The sequence below is a fragment of the Eubacteriales bacterium mix99 genome (assembly GCA_038396605.1).
Lineage (GTDB): Bacteria > Bacillota > Clostridia > Caldicoprobacterales > DTU083 > UBA4874.
Map to the genome: position 1 here is coordinate 403,846 of CP121690.1, position 18,676 is coordinate 422,521.

At 49.4% G+C, this 18,676-nt stretch carries 17 protein-coding genes and 1 tRNA gene; 2 read left to right on the top strand and 16 right to left on the bottom strand.

Going from position 1 to position 18,676, the window contains the following annotated elements:
* Position 1: 1 nt before the first annotated feature.
* The 4 genes from QBE55_01675 to QBE55_01690 all read right to left on the bottom strand — a co-directional run bounded on the left by QBE55_01675 (position 2) and on the right by QBE55_01690 (position 4,365).
* Positions 2 to 1,213, bottom strand: a complete 1,212-nt coding sequence (locus QBE55_01675) for a Ger(x)C family spore germination protein (GenBank protein ID WZL78905.1) — start codon at positions 1,211 to 1,213, stop codon at positions 2 to 4.
* On the bottom strand, positions 1,210 to 2,862 hold the full coding sequence (locus QBE55_01680; GenBank protein WZL78906.1) for a spore germination protein: 1,653 nt from the start codon (positions 2,860 to 2,862) through the stop codon (positions 1,210 to 1,212). Before QBE55_01680 ends, QBE55_01675 begins: the two co-directional genes overlap by 4 nt.
* A gap of 184 nt (positions 2,863 to 3,046) precedes the next feature.
* Entirely contained in the window at positions 3,047 to 3,871 is an 825-nt protein-coding gene (locus tag QBE55_01685) for an Mrp/NBP35 family ATP-binding protein (protein WZL78907.1), read from the bottom strand.
* Positions 3,872 to 4,212: 341 nt separating this feature from the next.
* Positions 4,213 to 4,365 carry a hypothetical protein gene (locus tag QBE55_01690; protein WZL78908.1) on the bottom strand — a complete coding sequence of 51 codons (153 nt, stop codon included), beginning with the start codon at positions 4,363 to 4,365 and terminating at the stop codon, positions 4,213 to 4,215.
* Positions 4,366 to 4,592: 227 nt separating this feature from the next.
* On the opposite strand from QBE55_01690, the gene ucpA reads away from it, so the two are divergent.
* A complete protein-coding gene (gene ucpA / locus QBE55_01695) occupies positions 4,593 to 5,384 on the top strand; it encodes an SDR family oxidoreductase UcpA (GenBank protein WZL78909.1) in 792 nt (263 codons plus the stop codon).
* Between the two features lie 546 nt (positions 5,385 to 5,930).
* Here ucpA and QBE55_01700 read toward each other — a convergent pair.
* The 9 genes from QBE55_01700 to QBE55_01740 all read right to left on the bottom strand — a co-directional run bounded on the left by QBE55_01700 (position 5,931) and on the right by QBE55_01740 (position 13,299).
* A tRNA-Ala gene (locus QBE55_01700) sits at positions 5,931 to 6,007 on the bottom strand.
* Positions 6,008 to 6,332: 325 nt separating this feature from the next.
* Positions 6,333 to 7,442 (bottom strand): transposase, encoded by a 1,110-nt coding sequence (locus tag QBE55_01705; GenBank protein ID WZL78910.1) that lies wholly within the window; start codon positions 7,440 to 7,442, stop codon positions 6,333 to 6,335.
* Positions 7,411 to 7,755, bottom strand: a complete 345-nt coding sequence (locus QBE55_01710; protein ID WZL78911.1) for a hypothetical protein — start codon at positions 7,753 to 7,755, stop codon at positions 7,411 to 7,413. The genes QBE55_01705 and QBE55_01710 overlap by 32 nt, the downstream gene beginning before the upstream one ends.
* Before the next feature lies 1 nt (position 7,756).
* A complete protein-coding gene (locus tag QBE55_01715; GenBank protein WZL78912.1) occupies positions 7,757 to 8,209 on the bottom strand; it encodes a hypothetical protein in 453 nt (150 codons plus the stop codon).
* A 292-nt stretch (positions 8,210 to 8,501) separates the two neighbouring features.
* Entirely contained in the window at positions 8,502 to 10,565 is a 2,064-nt protein-coding gene (locus QBE55_01720; GenBank protein WZL79837.1) for a beta-galactosidase, read from the bottom strand.
* 181 nt (positions 10,566 to 10,746) lie between these two features.
* On the bottom strand, positions 10,747 to 11,760 hold the full coding sequence (locus QBE55_01725; GenBank protein WZL78913.1) for a polyprenyl synthetase family protein: 1,014 nt from the start codon (positions 11,758 to 11,760) through the stop codon (positions 10,747 to 10,749).
* Positions 11,744 to 12,259, bottom strand: a complete 516-nt coding sequence (locus QBE55_01730) for a Gx transporter family protein (protein WZL78914.1) — start codon at positions 12,257 to 12,259, stop codon at positions 11,744 to 11,746. Before QBE55_01730 ends, QBE55_01725 begins: the two co-directional genes overlap by 17 nt.
* 56 nt (positions 12,260 to 12,315) lie before the next feature.
* On the bottom strand, positions 12,316 to 12,711 hold the full coding sequence (locus tag QBE55_01735; protein ID WZL78915.1) for a NusG domain II-containing protein: 396 nt from the start codon (positions 12,709 to 12,711) through the stop codon (positions 12,316 to 12,318).
* A gap of 141 nt (positions 12,712 to 12,852) precedes the next feature.
* Entirely contained in the window at positions 12,853 to 13,299 is a 447-nt protein-coding gene (locus QBE55_01740; GenBank protein WZL78916.1) for a PspC domain-containing protein, read from the bottom strand.
* A 474-nt stretch (positions 13,300 to 13,773) separates the two neighbouring features.
* Between QBE55_01740 and QBE55_01745 the strand changes: the two genes are divergently transcribed.
* Positions 13,774 to 14,151 carry a DUF1292 domain-containing protein gene (locus tag QBE55_01745; GenBank protein WZL78917.1) on the top strand — a complete coding sequence of 126 codons (378 nt, stop codon included), beginning with the start codon at positions 13,774 to 13,776 and terminating at the stop codon, positions 14,149 to 14,151.
* A gap of 142 nt (positions 14,152 to 14,293) precedes the next feature.
* On the opposite strand, the gene QBE55_01750 is transcribed toward QBE55_01745, so the two are convergent.
* From QBE55_01750 to QBE55_01760, 3 genes are all read right to left on the bottom strand, one after another.
* The gene (locus QBE55_01750) at positions 14,294 to 16,699 is read right to left on the bottom strand and encodes a family 78 glycoside hydrolase catalytic domain (protein ID WZL78918.1); all 2,406 of its coding nucleotides are present in this window, start codon (positions 16,697 to 16,699) and stop codon (positions 14,294 to 14,296) included.
* A 12-nt stretch (positions 16,700 to 16,711) separates the two neighbouring features.
* Positions 16,712 to 17,809 (bottom strand): D-alanine--D-alanine ligase, encoded by a 1,098-nt coding sequence (gene ddlA / locus QBE55_01755; protein ID WZL78919.1) that lies wholly within the window; start codon positions 17,807 to 17,809, stop codon positions 16,712 to 16,714.
* A gap of 98 nt (positions 17,810 to 17,907) precedes the next feature.
* Positions 17,908 to 18,495, bottom strand: coding sequence for an HD domain-containing protein (locus QBE55_01760; GenBank protein WZL78920.1), 588 nt, complete (start codon positions 18,493 to 18,495; stop codon positions 17,908 to 17,910).
* Positions 18,496 to 18,676: the final 181 nt, after the last annotated feature.

Here is an 18,676-nt window from a genome sequence, read left to right on the forward strand (position 1 = left end):
CTCAATTTTGATCCACTCCCATCTCCAGCGATTCCACAACCTGCCCGGTAGACGGAATCCGCACCCGGACTTTCACATCCAGCTCCGTTTCCGGAAAGATTTTGTCCCATTGCTTCTTCATTTTTCTCCACTCCCTGGGATACTTGCGGTATACGGACATACCAATCCCATAAATATCGGAATTCAAATCCCGCACTATGTCAAACGTATTTACGATGGCATTCCGGATTTCATTCCGGGAAGCCGCCATGAGATAAGTCATCAGTCCATCCGGTGTAAAGCCCTGAAATCCCTTCAGCTCACCAACAATGGCAGAGGCATCCACATTCAGCTTTACCTGTACGCTCCCATCCTCCCGGAGTGTGACATCCCTTTTGCAATCCAGATTTGTAATCTCTATTTCCGCAGTCCCCGATTCGGATCTGGTTTTAAACCTGCCTCTTTTTACATCCCCCATGGCCCAGAGATATCCCGGTACATTCTGATTGTCCAGCCGGCCAATCACCCGATCTCCCTTGAACACTGCCAATCCGACAATTTTTATCCGGTCCTTGTCATTCATCCGGGTCAGTGTTACCACCGGCGCGACAGGAGATGTGGCCTGCTCCAGCAGCCGGGATACAAAATCCTTCAGGCGTACATGATAGTAAGGAGATGTCTGGGACAGCTTCTCCATCATCCGCCAGAGATAGACGCCCGAAATCCTGTCCTCTCCCGTATCGGCGGTAAGCAACTTTTCTGCGTGCCCGTCCACCACCATGATCAGTGCTTCCATACGCGTTTCCTCATCCCGCAGGAACAGATCCAGGTGATCCCTGATTCCCCCCTGCTTTGCCAGATCCGACCCAATCAGCACGGCCTGATTATGATCCAGCATCAGGGTACGGCTGCTGTCCCGGTCAATGTCCAAAACCGCTCCTGATACGGTATCTGATGTACTTCGGACAAGCAATGTTGGCTTTTCCTCAGTGGACCCGCCGCCGCCGGGCGCTACGGATCCCTTGGCTTCCGGTTTTCCGATCTGAAAGGCAATATTCATCTCGTCGCTGTTATCCGCCTTGTCCAATGAGACACCGGTGACAATGAACAGCTCATTCAGCTCCCGGCTGTCCCAACAGCCGGATAAAGCTGCAGGGATCAAAAAGCTCAGCAGAACAGCTGCTGTAATGCGCCGGAATCGTGTTCGCCGAAATCGCATCCCTGATACCGTCATGTCGAATCCCCCTCCGGACCGCCCTCTTCCCCTTCTTCCTCTGAATAGGGACGTGGCGGCACAAAGAAATGGCGCCTTTTGATATCACCGTGGGCAATGTACTTCGGACGCCGGGTCATGGTCCAAAGAGGCATGCGGGCTACCGAATCCTGCAGGTTCCGGGTCCAGGACAGCCCGTCGAAATAAGGGACCCCAAAGGAAGTAAGCGAAGCCAGATGAATCAAAAGGCTCAGAAGTCCCATGGAAATGCCGTATATGCCTGCAAAGGATGCAAGTGCAATCATGATGTAGCGTAAAATATAGGTGGAGTTGTTCTGCATGGGAATCAGGAAACTGGTTACCGCCGTAAGCGCCACGGTAATCACAGTGGGAGCCCCCACCAGGCCCGCTTCCACAGCGGCCTCCCCCATGACCAGGGCTCCCACGATACTGATGGCCTGACCAACCGGGCGGGGAAGACGGATTCCCGCTTCCTGCAGGATGTCATAGGTAAACATCATAGTGGTTACCTCAACAGAGGCAGGAAAGGGGGTCCCCTCCCGCGCATTTGCAAAGGTAAACAGGAGCTGGGTAGGGACCAGTTCCTGATGAAAGACGGTAAGGGCAATATAAACGGCGGGTAGGAATATTGTCATGAGATAGGCGATAAAGCGCAGCAGCCGGATCAGACTGGAATACAGCGGCCTGGCATAATAATCTTCTGCTGTCTGGAAACTTTCCACAAACAGCATCGGCGCCGTCAAAACAAAAGGCGTACCATCCACCAGAACGGCCACACGTCCTTCCAGAACCCGCGCCGCAATGACATCCGGTTTTTCACTGTAACCCACGGTGGAAAACAGGGAGAAAGGCGCGTCTTCGATATATTCCACCAGATATCCCGATTCCAGGACGGAATCCAGATCCAGGAGGTCCAGACGGGTCTTTACCGTCTTCACTACCCGGGGATCGGCGACATCCTTCAGATACAGCAGGCTTACGGCGGTTCGGGTTTTTTCTCCCATGTTCATCTGCTCAACGTGAAGCTGTCCGCTGCGGATTTTACGCCGGAGCATGGTGATATTGGTACGCAGATCCTCCGTAAACCCTTCCCGCGGACCTCGCACCACCGTCTCGGATTGCGGTTCGGTGATCTGCCGGTGTTCCCATCCCTCCGTATTGATGTCCAGGCCGCCGGGGCAATCCTCCAGAAGCAGTATGGTATGCCCGGACAAACAGCCTGACACCAGCTCCTCCATCCATTGCACCGGGCATGCGCTGGCAACATTCAGCACTTCCTGAGCAAGCACATCCAACAGATTCCCGCGTCCTTTCCCCGTTGGCAAATGAGTGTTTTCCCCGTTCCAGGCCATTAAAGGACGCATAATCGCCTGCGTCAGAGTGGTATTGTTTACCATCCCGTCGAAATAGACCAATGCTCCCGACAGACTCTTATCCGGCCCGGTCCGGAATGAGTGGACTTTCAGATCGCTGCTGTCACTGAGCATGGCTTCCAGTGTGTTGAGATTCTGTGAAAGATCTTTCCCGGTTTCCGTTTTGCTCTCCGTGTCTTCCTGATGCGCCTTCCGGTTCTCTTCGTGCTGTGTCCGGTTATAATTCATCAGAAAGTGGATCTTTCGCATGATATATCCAAAAAGCAATCGAATCATTCCTTCTCATACTCATAGTTTTCCAAACATCCATAGTATGATAAAAATGATTCGAAATCATGTATTTTTTTCATTTATTCTCAAAATTTACTGACGATAGAGTTTTCCGCGGCAGGACACTCTGCTTTTTCACTTTCCAGGTAATGTTGCTTCAGACATTATTTCAGAAAACGTTATCCCCATATTACTTCAGCCTGTCCACTGCATGGTTCAGCCAGTCGCCCCGGAACTCCTCGATCCTTCCCTCATCACAGGCCGCAGCCAGTCCGGGATCCACAGGGAGGCTCGCAAGCACATCCACTCCATGCTTTGTTGCAATATCCTGAATGTGACTTTCACCGAACAGTTTGATCTTCCTTCCACAGTCCGGACATGTAATGTATCCCATGTTCTCAATCAGGCCAAGAATCGGTACGCTCATCATTTCCGCCATTCTTACCGCTTTGGATACGATCATGGAAACCATCTCCTGGGGAGAGGTCACTACGATCAGCCCGTCCACGGGAATGGACTGGAAAACCGTAAGTACCACATCGCCTGTGCCCGGAGGCATATCAATAAACATACAGTCGATATCGCCCCAGCTTACTTCTGTCCAGAATTGCTTTACCGTTCCGGACAGGATCGGCCCCCTCCAGATCACAGGATCTGTTTCATTTTTCAGCAGCAGATTCAGCGACATGATTTCAATACCGGTTTTACTTGGTACCGGTAAAATACCCTGATCGTTGCCGGTGGCTTTTTGTTTCAGCCCGAACATCGTGGGAATGGAGGGACCTGTTATGTCCGCATCCAGCACGGCACTTTTATAGCCCGCCCGATTCATGGAAACTGCCAGCAGCGATGTAATCAGGGACTTCCCCACGCCGCCCTTGCCGCTTACCACACCAATGACTTTTTTGATATGACTGAACGAATTCGGCTTCACCCGAAAATCCGCATTCGCTCTTTCCCTGCCCGTATGCTCACTGCTTTGCTCTTCCCCGCTTTGATTGCGTTTCTCACTCATATGAATTCTCCTTACTGAATTTACTTCGACAATCTTCCATTTCATTATACCCCATAATTCATTCCATTTTCAATGCGCATGCTCTTTGTCCTGCTGTTTCATCAGAGTTTATAAAAAAACACTTGTATAAATATTACCGGAATAGAATTTGCTTCCGGATCGACAAAATGACACATACTCTTTTTCGATGCTGCTGTGACCATGTAATAAAAAAGGCCCGAGCAGCCAAAAGACATCAGATTGAAGAAGTCCTTCATAAAAGTACCCGTATTCTCAAGTATAATGAATAAAATACTGATCAACCCGAAAAAGGGGCTGATTAAAAGCGCCATACCAATAATCTATCCCGGAATGCCCAGTGACGAAGAAAGATTCGTATGAAATATCGGAGCGATATTCGAGAAACTCCAATGGCCGGAAAAAAACGGAAGCAATCCGGTGACCACTGCTGCCCCAATATTTCCGAACAGCATAACCGCCTGGACTTTCACCATAAATTGAACATCCTGCAGGCTCATCAAAAAGTACAGAACCAAGAGAATGATCCCAATGATCATGACCACTTTAAAATCCAGACTCCTGCCAAATTTATTGCAATTCCCTCCCGACGGATATATACTTGAACAAGGGATTCCTGCTGTTTACAGTACTGGAAACCCACTGAATCGGTGCTTTTTCTTCCTGTTCGTTCCATATGAAATTATTATTGGGAGGTAGTTATATGAGTAAGATGGATGGAAAAATAGCATTAATCACGGGTTCTGCAATGGGCAACGGTCTTGGAATAGCCAGGGTACTGGCAAAATACGGCGCAAAAGTTATTCTCGCCGATATTTCTGATCAGGTGGAGGATTCTGCCAGGCAGCTGAAAGATGCAGGACATGAGGCAACTGCCGTTCATATAGATGTCAGTGATCCGGATAGCGTTCAAAAGGCAGTTCGTCAAACAATTGACAAATACGGCAGAATTGATGCACTGGTAAACAATGCGGGTGTCATTCGCCTGGGCGGTCTGCTTGAAACGACGGACAAAATGCGCGATTTCCAATTTGATATCAATATCAAGGGTGTCTGGAATGTCACCAGGGCCGTCATTCCTTCCATGCAGAAAAGGAAATACGGACGCATTGTCAATATGTCTTCTGTGACAGGCGTTTCCGTTGCAGATCCCGGTGAATGTGCCTATGCAACGACCAAAGCCGCCATTATGGGCTTTACCCGTTCCGTTGCACGTGAATTTGCCAAAGACGGGATTACCTGCAATGCGATTCTGCCCGGATATGTACAGACTCCGATGGCAGATCAGATTGCACGCGAATCGAATGCACAGGATCCGGCTTCGGTAACAAAGGGAATTGCAGACGCAGTACCGCTGGGTCGGCTTGCGACAATTGAAGAAATTGGCGAGCTGGCCGCTTTTCTTGCATCCAATGAATCCAGCTATATCACAGGAACCCCGATTGTGATTGACGGAGGAAGTACATTGCCGGAAACGGTTTCCGTAGGTGTCTGATGGTATGCATCCATCGTACAAGCTGATGCCGTGCGGTTAGCCGCATGGCATCAGCTTTTGGTAACTGAGATCATTAATACCGGCAATGTTTAAGAGACAATCCAACTTTTCGAACTGCGTTTCAGCTTCTCCGACTGTTGTACAGCAAATTGAAATCCGACCCTCTATCCAAGTATCAATTTCTCAGATATTTCATTCAATGATTTCCCATCATAGAATGGATCTTTCATCACATCATCAATACCATTATAATCTTTAACTTCCCCATCAAAGGATACAGATATACAATCTCTAGAAAAAGGACATATCAAAAATAAATCTATCTGATTCTATCTTTCCTACTTTCTTATCCCAGTCTTCTGCTTTACCACCATATGTTCTCACTAACCTAAACCTATCTCTCAATTCTTTATTGCTATTTTTACCTGCTTGCGTATTTTTGTACCTTTATATGGCTTTGGTCCCCAAACAGTCCCCATTTTTAACTTTGTATGATACTCCAAGAAAATAAGAAACCCGCCGATCCTTGATATCAGCAGGTTTCTATGGTGGAGACGAAGAGACTTGAACTCTCGACCTTCTGACTGCCAGTCAGACACTCTAGCCAACTGAGCTACGTCCCCATAAATATGATACCTTTCCTTTGACAACATTTATTATAACCGATCTCGCAAAACAAATCAAGCAAAACTTTTTAAATGTACTGAAGAGTTGGTATAAGAAATGCAAAAAATCTGAGGGACAGCACATGTTTTTATAAAAATAGCATTATTAGAACTATATTTCTTTAAAAGTAAATATATGGGTGTTACTGGGTTAAATTAAGCCAGAGAACCAACTGTAATCCATCAGGACAGCGACATTTGACTAAAAATGGGTAACACGAATAGACATACACTAGGTATGCCAATTAATTCCAATTGGTAATCTTATGAAAAGCCGGTCTGTTCAGCAATTCCTCTTTATCCGGAATTTCTGCCTGACACCAAGTATATCCAGTACTTCATCTAAATCAAAGAATGCGTAGTACTTAACGTTGGCGATGATAAGGATTTTACCACCATCCCTTATGGATTCCCGCCTTCTCCATTCCCGCAGGCAGTCCCCGTCAGACTGCCTGGGAGCTTCCTTTTTACGCCACCCCAGAAAGGCATAGAAAAGCGTATGAGCAAAGATGCATAGAATGATATGCATATATGCCGCGTTTTCTGCGTACTTGCCCTTCCTTCTGGGTAACCGCTTCAGATATGCCGCCTGTTTCAGTTCCCGGAACCCGCCGTTTTCGATCAGCGACCTCAGCCGATATCTTTTTGGAATGCCTGCCGCATCCTCCTCGGCCGGCAGGCTGGTCAGCAGTACAATCTGATCTTCCACAGGCACGGCCTGTCCTTTCCACATTGTGACGACCACAGCATTCAGAGGAGTGCCGTTTGTTTTGCTATTGTTCTGTACTCCTTTCGGGTTATACTCAAGATACGACTGCAGACCGTCCACCCCGTAACCCTGGCATATGCCCTTTCCGTAAACCCACTGTGCCAATGGCTTGTTCTGATACTCCTTCCGCAGAGCTATCGCATCTTCACGGATAATCATGCCTGCCTTTGCCGGGATAATAAAGTCAATCTTCAGTCTGTGTTTCAATTCCCATAATTGAGCGCCGTCCAGAAAGCCCCGGTCCGCAATGACCGTTTCAATGCGGTTTTTCCCACAATTGTGTATGCCCTGCCTGATCATAGGCAAGAAATACTTGTGATCATCCTCATTTGCTGGTACAATCTTTACGGCAACAATGATTCGCGACTTTATCTCATACAGCACGAATACTTTGAAGCCGTATATGTATTTGTACTCGGGAGGGTCGCTGGGACGGCCTTCCTTTTTTCTTTTCGTCTTCCCACACCCCGGAAAATCCGGCCTTGTCTCAACGATTGTAGAGTCCAACGCAAATATTCCGCTCCGCAGCAGTCTCCTGAGTCTTCGTACAACGGTATTGTAAACCCCCATTGTGCTTTCGATACAGCATTTCTCAATATTGTCTAATACTGTAAACACATTCATGACACAGGGTATTTTTTTTATAGCCTTCTCCGTGCTGATTGGCGTCTCCTCTTTTACACAGGCCTTCCTTAACGGTCTCCACATCAAAGCCGATCAGACTCATGGCTCCTTTATCCCCAAGCAACGCCTCACTGCCCCGTGTTGTTGGGATACCCACAATAATTTTCAGTAAGTACAACAGCACATAAATATGAATTCCAAGCATCGTTCTGATATGGGTGCCGGTGATCTTCCTGAGATCCCACAGAATCCCCATATTCCCGAGAAATTTCATGAATGGGCCGATGAACGGCCAATTTGTTTGGATGGCCATGTCAACCTTCCTGTTTTTCAGGGCCTTCTTCGCTTCTCTTTTGTTTTCTACCACGTCTTTCCCCCGCTTTCTTTACGAATTCTGTTACGTCCACTTCATAAAAGGTTTGGATCTGAGCCGCCAATTCATCGATCTCCTGATCCAATGCTTTGATTTGCGCCCGGTTTTCTTTAAACGCCTTGTAATTCTCAGAAAATCTTCGGGCATCCTCGACTTTGTCCGCCACACAGGAAGTTGAGATCAGCTTCTTGCCCTTCAGGTTCTGGTAGATCCAGGGGAAAGGACCGTGCAGTTCACCGGATGCACATTTGCAGTTGGGATTGCCGCACTTGGTCATTCTTTCGTAAAATGACGCAGCCAGCAGCTGTCCCGGGGTCATAATCTTCTCAAGCAGCTCCCACCTTTTTTGATTCAGTTGATAGATTTTCTGGTGGATTTGTGAAATGCCTTCCATTCTTTTCCTCCTTTACGTTGTTATTATATATTATAACGTAATATTATATCATAAAAAGCAGCGGGATGCAATATTTTTCTAAAATATTTTCCCGCTATCGCTGTAATTGGCTATTTTTATGGCTTTTTTATCGTTGATTTCTTATACCAACTTTTCAGTTTTAAATGTATGTTCCGGCCTCGGCATAATGTCCTCCCATAAATAATGATTCATTTCTGAAAATACCGGGCTCCGGACGCATAAGCGCCTTGTCTGTTATGCGCCCCGAACCCGTTGTCTCTGTGTCCTGTGTCTATCCCTGTTTCCGTTCCAGAACCCGGACACCGTAGCCCGAAAGCTGCAGTCTGCCCTCCACCCTGGTTCCGTCCAGCATATCCCGGAAAACGTCTTCGTTCAGATCCACGGTCTTCTCCGTATTGGAAAAGTTCATCAGGAAAACATAATCCGTTTCCCCGTCACTCCGCTTCTGTGCAGTTACCCCTTCCGGAAGATCCGTGTCGATCACCTTTGTGATCCTCAGATCATGAACCAGCCGGGTATAGAAATCCGTCAGAAAGTCCAAATCACTGCGGAATGCGATGTAGTATGCCTTTCCTTTCCCAAAGGAATTACCCGTCAGCGCCGGTCTGCCCTGATAGAAATCAGTTTTGTAGGAAGCCAGCACCTGCGCCGTTTCCGCATGGATCAGATCCAGCATCTCCACTGCCCGGTACTCCCTTTTCAGGGACAGGGAATTGCCGGCTGCAGGAACGGCAAAATTGCACTCCCCGTCATAAAGGGAATCGATTTCCTCCGACCAGATTCCCGTCAGCCTGCGGAGCGGGCCGGGAAAGCCGCCCAGGAAGCACAGATCATTCTCATCCACGATCCCGCTCCAATAGGTGGTCACCAAAGTTCCGCCGTTTTCCACAAATTGTTCCATCCGTTTTGCCACACCGGGCTTTACCATGTAGAGCATGGGGGCAATCAGCAGGCGATAACCGGAAAAGTCGCAATCCTCACTGATGACATCCACAGGGATTCCCTGATTCCAAAATGCCCTGTAATGCAGTTCACAGGTGGATTGATATCCCTTTTCCCGCCGGACTCCCTGTGCATCGTCCATGGCCCATCGGTTTTCCCAGTCATAAATCACGGCGACCTCCGGACGAACGGTGGTACCGACCAGTTCATCCAGCTTGCCCAGTACCTTGCCAACCTCTGTCACATCACGAAAAACCCGGGTGTCCTCATGCCCGTAGTGATCCACAACGGCTCCATGGAATTTTTCAAACGCCCCTCTGCTCTTGCGCCATTGAAAATACTGCACCGTATCGGAGCCATGGGCAACTGCCTGGAGAGAGGAAAGCAAATGCATTCCGGGCCGTTTCAGCTTGGAAACGGGCTGCCAGTTGGTCACACTGGGAGTGCTTTCCATCAGCATAAAAGGTTTGCCGCCTTTCAGGGAACGATTGATATCGTGGAGAAATCCGACATTGGCGCCCAGTTCCCGGTCCGGTATCTCCCCGTGCCATGCGGGATAACTATCCCAGGAGACAACATCCAGTTCCCTGGCAAATTTCCAGTAATCCAAACCGGGAAACGTTCCCATGAAATTGGTCGTAACCGGAACATCCGGCGTGATTTCCTTCAAAGGAACAATCTCATTTTTGAAAAAATCAATAGTCTGATGCGTGACAAACCGTTTCCAGTCCAGATTCAGTCCATGTAACGATTGTTCCCCATGACGGGCCGGCGACTGAATCTGGGACCAGTCCGTATAGGTATGGCTCCAGAAGCCCGTCCACCACGTCCGGTTCAGCTTGTCCAGATCTCCTTCGTATTTTTCCTTCAGCCATGCCCGGAAGGCTTCCTGGCACAAATCGCAGTGGCATGCACCTCCGTATTCGTTGGAAACATGCCATACCAGAAGCGCCGGATGATCCTTATACCGCTCTGCCAGTTTTCGGTTGATGATCTGAACCTTTTCCCGATAGATTGGAGAAGTATAGCAATGATTGTGCCGTTCACCGTGCAGAATGCGCTGCCGGTTTTGCCGGACCCGCAGAACCTGCGGATAACGATAGGACATCCAGGCCGGCCGTGCGCCGCTGGGAGTGGCAAGTATGGCACGGATGCCGTTTTCTGCCAGCTTGTCCAGGATGTTGTCCAGCCAGTCAAAGGTAAACCGGCCTTCCTCCGGCTCCAGACTGGACCATGAAAAAATCCCCACCGACACCACATTGCAGTGAGCCAGCTTCATCATCCGCATATCGTCATCCCATATCTCCGGGGTGTCCTTCCACTGTTCGGGGTTGTAGTCAGCACCGTGCAGTATGTGAGGAAATTTCCCATTTACAGGGGGATACTTTGTGATCATAACGAGACCACCTTTCCGCTTATTTCATTGCATGCAGTAAAACCCATTGATTGCTTTTTTTGCTCTTCATCTGTTTCACTCCATGTCATTCTATATGCGGAATTCGCCCATGAAAAGCCGTTTTCCTGCCGAAATCCGCTTTTTTCAGGAAATCAGAAGATTTTTCCTGCTGCATTCCTCAGGACTTTCGCCGGATAAGCTCATCGGTCAGCTCCCAAAGCACCTCTCTGGCAGAAATATCCGGCAAAGCAGCCAGACTGTCCCGGCTGCGATTCAGAAAACGCTGCGCCATCCTCCGGGACCGGGCCATGCCGCCGCTCTCTTCCACCAGCTGCCCGACCATGGAAATGTCCTGATCGTCCGGGCCTTTTTCCCCGATATAAGGAACTATTTTATGTTTGTAGTCAGGATCCTGCAGAGTATAGATTACCGGCAGGGTATAGATGCCTTCCCGGTAGTCACTGCAAAGCGGCTTTCCCATCTCCGTTCCATTCCCGGCAAAGTCCAGAAGATCATCGGTAATTTGAAATGCCATGCCGAAATTCAGGCCGAACTTTCTCAGATGCCGGATGGTTTCGTGCCGGCAGCAGGATTCCGATGCGCCCAGCCGGCAGCAAAGGGCAAAGAACATGGCTGTTTTCCGGGAGGCACGCCCGAGATACTCCCTTACCGATCTCTCTTCCCGATATCTTGATTCAAACTGTTCCACTTCTCCCTCACAGATTGCCCGGACGGTCTGGAACAAATAACGGACGTTCTTTTGGGATATGGTTCGGTTCAGCAGATCAAATGCCCTGGTAAATAAAAAATCGCCGGTGAAAACCGCCGTTTCCACGCCCCAGCGGCTGTGGACCGCGGGCTTTCCCCTGCGCATCTCTGATCTGTCAATAATGTCGTCATGGACCAGAGTCGCCATATGCAGAATCTCAACTGAAGCGGCAAGGGGAATCAGCTTATGTACGTCATACCTGCCGAATCTGCCGGACAATAGCACCACAGCCGGCCGCAGACGTTTGCCCCCTGCGGACAGCAGATCGTTTACCACATCCTTCAGGGTCCGCTGACTGGACTGCAGGGTTTTCCGTATCAGATTGTCAACCCTGTCCAAATCCTCCTCCATCCCCCGGTGTTTTTCCCAGATTCCCATATTTCGAAAAGCAATCCTCCTGTACCCTTCAGCCGGTCTGCTCAAAAAGCTGTCTTCTGTCCAGAAACCGAATGATGTATTTTGCTGCCAGTCCGATAAAATTCCCGGTGATAACAGACGACAGCATCAAAACTGGAAGATAAGTAAACAGAATGCCGATGGTACCATAAACCACGGAAGCGGTCAGAATCTGTCCGATATTGTGAAAAACCGCTCCTGCCACACTGATGCCCGGCAAGCTGAAGTATTTGTTAAAGCGGCTATACAGAACTGCCATCACGATACAGCTAAGCGTCCCTCCCGCCAGACTGTAGAGGATCCCCATGGGGCTTCCTCCCAGAATAGGTCCCAGTACAGAACGAATCAACACGATGGCCATCGCCTCCCGGAACCCGAACAAATGCAGGGCAATCAGGGATACGATATTGGCCAGCCCCAATCTGGCACCCGGAGCCAGAGGCGGAAGAAAGCCTTCCAGATAATGCAGAACCAGCGCCTGCGATATCAGTAAAGCCATATAAACCATTTTCCTGCTTTGCTTCATGCCTCACCATCCGCTATTTCCTACCATCATACCAACCGCTGTTCCATGGTTCCATCCTAAGATGCAATGCCGTCCAGGGGTTCCCCCTCCCGATTGCCGACAATGCTGATGACTACCTTATGCGGAAGACACACAATGGATTGTCCCGGCTTGCTTATCCTGCCCCATTTTACACAAACCTGATCCGGGCAGTTGGCTTCCTCAACAGAAACGCCGGAGCTGGTCAGTTTCAACAGATTATAACAGCCATTCCCGGCGTCGACACGAACTTCCCTTTCCTTGTTCCCTTTCGGAAGATCATATGTGGCGATCAGCTTTCCTCCCACCTCAACCGTTACGCGGCGGACATCCTTACCGACTCCCATCCGATACAGCCCTGCAAAGCTGCCAGCCGTCAGCAGCAGGATAAACACATAGACCAACAGGTCACCGATTCTAAACGGAGCCTTCATTCTCCATGCCCCTTTCGGCTTCGGTCCCCCTCCTGATTCCGGATTTGTGATACCGTCTGTCCGATAATCATTATCCCCCCTGAGAGGAAGAAAAAACCGCAAGCCCGCATTTTTCTTTTTCAATCCAGCATGGACAGATTCCTATCGGCCTTTATTTTGAAAAGCAGTCACCAATATCACAATCCCGATGAGGATCAATACAATGGGCCATCCGTATTTCCCCACCTGATTCCAGAAGATCCGGAAAGGATACAGCCGGCTCAGCAAGGTCAATCCGCCCAGAACAATCAAAATAATTCCAATAAAGAGCATGGAATTATGCCTGATGGTACCGGCATCTTCGTCCTCCGATACATAGATTTCCTTTCCGTCCTCATCCGTGATGACCGTGCCTTTGCCGTTTTCCCCTTTCGGAATAATGATAATGGCTGCAATGTACAATATCAGGCCGATACCCCCCGGCAAAACAGACAGTGCCCAGATCAGCCGGACCATGGTAACATCAATGTCAAAATATTCGGCCAGGCCCCCGCAGACACCGGCCAAAACACGCTGTTTGGCGGAGCGGTATAATTTTTTGCTGCTCACTTGAAAACCTCCTTCAGAGTATGAATCAAAAGCCCTGTTTCTGTTCCTGCCGGCAGTCTATTTCCCGTGAAAACCGGCTGCGACAACGCTTTCTCTTAGATGTATTATAACATATTTTTTTCTTTGATGTTATCGTTCACCATTTGGGTACGGTAACTATGGGAAGGATCATACTTACTTTTAAACTTTGGAAAACCGTTACTCTGGAAAAAATTTTGATATGCTTTATCCAAATCCTCAAGGAATGCCTTGAACAAAATGACACCTCCCTACCCTTTAGAACCTATCTTCTGATCGTATCATTGTTGGTAACTTTATGCAACCCCTTTTCAGAAGTATATGATGTATATTCAGAGGCGATTCCTCACCGTTTAAGAAGCGGGCGTATTCTCGCTTATTTTTTCATAAAATCATTGTATTGGCAAAAAATATAGGATAAAATGATCCTATCAAACAGAAAGGAAGGTACTTCCTATGAGTGAGGAAAGAGATCTTTTGGTCTTTACGGACGACAGCGGACAGGAAATTGAGATGGAGGTTGTTGATTACTTCACATACGGGGACGAAGAGTTTGCCTTGCTGACAGACGCCAATGATCCGGAACCGGAAAACACTGACGGAGAAAGGGACGTCTATATCATGAAAGTCGTCGGAGACGGTGAAAACGAGGAATTTCTCCCGGTGGAAGAGGATAGGATGGATGAACTCATCGATGCTCTTCAGAACATGTACGACGAGGAGGAAGAGGACGGGGAAGACGGGGAAGAGGACTGGGAAGAATACGACGATGTGGAATATGATGACACCGACGATTCCGACATCGGAGAAGGATCTGACGATACAGAAAAATAACAAAACTCCCCACAGGAAGGACTAAAAAAGAGCGGAAAGAGACTCTTCTCTTTTCCACTCTTTTTCTTTGTGCTTTCTTGCTCTCTGTAATCCAATGAACGGCTTCCACTCCCGAAGGCCTGGAAAGATTTTAACGTCATGGTTAAAATTCAAAGGGACCGCCCTGAAGATAAAGCTGCTTGGTCCCGTCGGGCAAATACAGCTCCAGCGGAATCCCGTCCGGTACATGACCGGATATAGAAAAGTGCTCGTCCTGCTTCTCCCAGGAAACCTGAACCACTCCCTTCGGAGTCACCACACTTCCGCTGAAGTCAGGCAGGGACAACACATGCGGCTCAATGCCGATCTTTGCCCATCCCGGCTCCAGAGGCTTTACCCCAAGAATACAACGTGGGAATTCATACAGGGCCAGGGCACTCCAGCCGTGGCAATCGCTTCTCATATTCACATCATCTTCCGGGCATGTCGTCAGATGCTGCTCCAGCATTTTCTGCCAGTCCTCCCATATGCTTTCGCTCCGGTCGTACAAATCCGTCTTTTCCAAAGCCCGAAGCAGATAAAACCGCATGGAATAGGAGCAGATATAGATATCATCCAATGCAAGGCACTTCATCATCATGCTCTTTGCCCGTTTTCCCCGGACCAGTCCTGAAAGAACTGCCCAAACCTGCGTATGCTGGCTGAACTCCGAAACCTTCGGCCCTTCCTTGAACAGACCCTGGCTGTTGCTCCAGCACTGGCTTTCCACCTGCTGAAGAATCCCGCGGGAACGTTCCTCATACTCTGCCGCCATATACTTTCTGCCGGTCAGCTCATTTTGTCGTGCTGCAGACTGCAATCCTGCCGCGTACAGCAGGCTGTGAACCGTAGCCGGCCCCTTTTCAACTGCCGCCGGAACACCATGATCCCATCCGTTGACCCAGTCCACAAAGGGCCAGTATCCCAGATCCTCAATCAAACCGGAACTCCCGATCCGGCCCTGGAACCATTCCAGAATCCCGTCGATGACCGAACGGTATTTCCGGATCAAATCCACTTTTCCGGTCTGCCAATAATAATCCTCCACCATGAAAATAAAGTAGATGTTGAATATCGGGATCACCTGTGGCTGCCTGGACGGATAGCGGGACTGAAGCAGTCCGTTTGGCATCAGGGAGCAGCGGAAATCCTCCATGGCCTTTTCGGCGAGCTGCGTATCTCCGCTTATCATATAGGTGAACAGGATCTGCGAACGGGTATCCATCGCATACTGAAGCTGCTCATAATACGGGCAGTCCTCGTAAGTCTCATGCATGCAGCGCTTCAGCGTCCGCAGGCTGATATCCCATACCCCGTTGACCCAGGAAGCGGAGGACTCCACATTGGTTATGACATCCAAAGGGTATCCGGTTTCCAGAAACGTCAGAGGATAAAGGCTCATGGGATCTGCACCTGTGTTCACCTCCAGCCGGACAAAGCGGAAGGTACGGAACCAGAAAGGCTCATATGTCTCCTGTTCCTCCCTGCCGGCCGGCAGATAAACATCCTCATGCCCCGGCAGAATGCCGTGTTCCGAATCATCCCGTATTTCCTTTTTTACCCCGCCGTCTTCCGTTGTCCGACAAAAGCTTTCCGCATAGCGGATATGGATGGAGCTGTCTGCTCCGCCCCGCAGCCGCAGAATCAGGAAACCGGTCGTCAGCTCTCCCGCATCCAGAACCGTCACATACCGACGCATGGGTTTCAGTGAAACTGCCATATCGTCGTGATCCAGAGCAGGAAAAGACAAAGACTCCGCCGGCTTGCCGGACAACTCCCCGTCTGCATGGCCCAGGGGCATTTCCCGATGGAAAAAGCGCTTCGTTTCCGAAAGCATGGGGATCGGCCGTTCCTTCAGAGGCATAGGCGGCAGAATCCCATGAATGGCATCATTGGGATCCCCTGCAGCCATCCATTCACATTTTGCCCGGAACCAGCGCCCCTCCGGATCGGGAAGCGTCTTCCATCCATAGGGGAGACGGTTTCCGTTTACCTTCTCGGATGCTCCCATCCAGAAATTCTCCGGACAGGCGACCCATTCAGTTGCATTGTCCAGGGAAACAAGCCATTTCCCATAGCCCGTCGCAATATCGGCAAGGATCCTGCCCTTTCCCTTCCGGCAGGTCCCCTCCACCATCAGTGCGGGCCCCGCTCCGTTTGTCATGACGGAAAGCGGTGCCGGATTCATCCCTTCGTCCTTTGCTGCATAGGCAGGATAGGCAAGCACCTTGACTGCAATACAGTTCAGACCGGATTGAAGATACCCGGATGCATCTATCGTATCGTAATACTGCCGCCAGGAATCCCCTTTGCAGGGGCCGGAGGCAACAGGACGCCCATTGATCCACAGCCGATACCTGCTGTTTGCACTGATTCTGAACTTCAGTCCCGTGGGCCGGGTCACATGAAATGCATAACGAAAATAAGCTGTTGTATTTGTATTCCGACCAACCGATATGCCGGCAGCCTGACAGGCTTCCTCCGGCACTCCGATCCAATAGGCATTCCTCGTTTTTTTTCTTGGAGCCATTCAATCACACCTTTATATTTCTACATTTGTTTTCAGCGCCTGTTCCCTTTTAAAGCGCTCCAGGGCAAGTCCGATCAGCCGGTCAATCAATTCGCCGTAGGACAGGCCGCTTACTTCCCAGAGCTTGGGATACATGCTGATCCTGGTAAAGCCCGGAATGGTATTGATTTCATTTACCACAATTTCCCCATTTTCCTTTCGGAACAGATCCACCCTGGCCATTCCCTCGCAGCACAGAGACCGGTAGGCCCTGAGGGCACACTCCCGGACCCGTTCCGTTTCCTGCCCGGAGAGCCTGGCCGGGATCTCCAGGGCGGCCCCGTTTTCATCCATATACTTTGCCTCATAGGTATAAAACTCCATCCGGGGCAAAATCTCACCGGGCAGTGAGGCAATGGGATTTTCATTGCCCAATACAGAGCATTCCAACTCCCGCCCGCTGATATTCTCCTCAATGATGATTTTTGTATCGTATCGGAATGCTTTTTGAATGGCCTCTTTCAGTCCCTTACGGTCGTAAGCTTTGCTGACGCCGACGGAAGATCCCATATTGGCAGGCTTGACAAACACAGGCATTCCCAGTTTTTCGGATATCTCTTCAAAATCAACGTCCTTCTGCTCTCCGTAGCCAAAGGCCCTGAAATCTGCAACGGGGATCCCATCCGACTTCAACAGCCTTTTTGTAACATCCTTGTCCATGCCCACCGCAGAACCCAATACGGATGCGCCGACAAACGGAATATTGGCTAGCTTCAACATGCCCTGCACCGTGCCGTCCTCCCCGTATGTGCCATGCAGGACCGGAAACGCCACATCGATCTGTCCCGGATTGCTTCGGTCAGCAAGATGAATCAACTGACTGCTGTCCACTCCGGGCACCAAAGCCAGTTCCTCACCTGATGAACTCAGAGGAATCTTTCCCGGGTCGCCGCTCAGAAGGGCCTCGGAGCTGTCAAACCGATACCATCGCCCGGTTTTGTCTATTCCAATCAGAATGGGTTCGTATTTTTCCTGATCCAATGCAGAAAGTATATTCTTTGCAGACTGCAGGGAAACCTCATGCTCCGGGGATTTCCCCCCAAAAATGATACCTAGTCTGATTTTTTTCAAACCTTACACCCCCAAAACAATTATAAATATTATAGCACCAACCACGAAGGATATCTATAATTTCATGAAACTGGCAAAAGAAAGGGCAAAAAAGTGTTCTATTCCTTCAAAATTCCTCTCTCCACACATTCATCTATTTTCCGGTCGGCGATCTCCCACAGCTCCGGGGCACCGCAGCGCACTTCCGCCATGCGGTCCCGCACCATGCCGCTGGTCACCCCGTTCTTCCATGTGTGCCCATCCGTATATAAGTTATGAAGGAAGGGCTGGAAGCGATCCAGGGAAGCAGCAAACTCCGCTTCCGGAGTGGTGCAGTCTTCAAACTCCTCCCACAGGCCACGGACTTCCTTTTCCTGATCCTCCGGAAGAATGGCAAAGAGCCGGTCCGCAGCGCACAGCTCCCGGTCCCGTTTATCCAGATTGGCCTCTGCATCATAGCAGTAAGTATCCCCCGCATCAATTTCAACAAGGTCGTGTACCAATACCATCTTCAGGACTTTTTCCAGATCCACATCCTCCGCTGCATACTCTTTCAGTAAAATAGCCATAACCGCAAGATGCCAGGAATGCTCGGCATCGTTTTCCCTTCTGGATTTATCCATTAAAACGGTCCGCCGCAGAATATGCTTTGCCTTGTCGATTTCCACGATAAAATCAATTTGTTTTTTCAGTCTTTCCTTATCCATGGTATCACCCTTTCGCCCTGGTTTTTTCTTTCGGATGGTCTCTTTTTTTCTTTACCCATTATTATATCATATCATCCCAACCTGTGATATGGGACTGCAAAAGGATCCAAAAATAAAAAAGAAGATTTCAAAAATGGCAGGAAACGAAAATCATTCCCTGCCATTTTCCATATTTCCTTTA

Coding starts and splice junctions, on each gene's coding strand:
- QBE55_01685 (WZL78907.1), bottom strand. CDS start 3,871: ATGAGTGAGAAACGCAATCAAAGCGGGGAAGAGCAAAGCAGTGAGCAT.
- QBE55_01760 (WZL78920.1), bottom strand. CDS start 18,495: ATGGATAAGGAAAGACTGAAAAAACAAATTGATTTTATCGTGGAAATC.
- QBE55_01690 (WZL78908.1), bottom strand. CDS start 4,365: ATGGTGAAAGTCCAGGCGGTTATGCTGTTCGGAAATATTGGGGCAGCA.
- QBE55_01710 (WZL78911.1), bottom strand. CDS start 7,755: ATGGCCATCCAAACAAATTGGCCGTTCATCGGCCCATTCATGAAATTT.
- QBE55_01750 (WZL78918.1), bottom strand. CDS start 16,699: ATGGCTCCAAGAAAAAAAACGAGGAATGCCTATTGGATCGGAGTGCCG.
- QBE55_01745 (WZL78917.1), top strand. CDS start 13,774: ATGAGTGAGGAAAGAGATCTTTTGGTCTTTACGGACGACAGCGGACAG.
- QBE55_01715 (WZL78912.1), bottom strand. CDS start 8,209: ATGGAAGGCATTTCACAAATCCACCAGAAAATCTATCAACTGAATCAA.
- QBE55_01705 (WZL78910.1), bottom strand. CDS start 7,442: ATGAATGTGTTTACAGTATTAGACAATATTGAGAAATGCTGTATCGAA.
- ucpA (WZL78909.1), top strand. CDS start 4,593: ATGAGTAAGATGGATGGAAAAATAGCATTAATCACGGGTTCTGCAATG.
- QBE55_01735 (WZL78915.1), bottom strand. CDS start 12,711: ATGAAGGCTCCGTTTAGAATCGGTGACCTGTTGGTCTATGTGTTTATC.
- QBE55_01730 (WZL78914.1), bottom strand. CDS start 12,259: ATGAAGCAAAGCAGGAAAATGGTTTATATGGCTTTACTGATATCGCAG.
- QBE55_01675 (WZL78905.1), bottom strand. CDS start 1,213: ATGACGGTATCAGGGATGCGATTTCGGCGAACACGATTCCGGCGCATT.
- QBE55_01680 (WZL78906.1), bottom strand. CDS start 2,862: ATGATTCGATTGCTTTTTGGATATATCATGCGAAAGATCCACTTTCTG.